Raw genomic sequence first — 349 nt, 5'->3', positions numbered from 1 at the left:
CGACGCCTGGCGCTGCCCGGCTGGCTCCACTTCTACAACCACCACCGACACCACTCTGCGATTGGCGGCGTACCCTTCGACCGACTCAACAACGTCCCTGGACATCACACCTAGAACTCGAAATCTAACGTCCGTTCGGGCATCGAGGTCCATGTCGGGGTGGGACGGGCCCGTGGCTTCAAGATCACTTGCAGTCCGACCGCGATGTCTTGGTTGCGCGAGAGGTTGTCGATATGGCTCTGTTGCAAAAATCGTGAAGCTTGAGCATGCTTGGCGGAGATTGGACGGACGGAACGATGACGGATTTCAAGTGGCGCCATTTCCAGGGTGATGTGATCCTGTGGGCGGT

General features: G+C 58.5%; 1 protein-coding gene and 1 pseudogene. One reads left to right on the top strand and one right to left on the bottom strand.

The genetic code is table 11. From position 1 onward, the window contains the following. Nucleotides 1-114, top strand: a pseudogene (locus EKH49_RS16415) (IS481 family transposase); the annotation flags it as partial. Here the strand turns inward: EKH49_RS16415 and EKH49_RS17020 are convergent. Next, on the bottom strand, nt 111-349 hold a 239-nt coding region (locus EKH49_RS17020), incomplete at its 5' end, for a hypothetical protein (protein WP_128471681.1). The pseudogene EKH49_RS16415 and the gene EKH49_RS17020 sit on opposite strands and share 4 nt — an antisense overlap.

Source organism: Glutamicibacter sp. HZAU, from assembly GCF_004100365.1.
In the GTDB taxonomy this organism is placed as follows: domain Bacteria; phylum Actinomycetota; class Actinomycetes; order Actinomycetales; family Micrococcaceae; genus Glutamicibacter; species Glutamicibacter nicotianae.
Note: the sequence above shows the minus strand (reverse complement) of the source record. Positions and strands in the feature narration are given on the sequence as shown.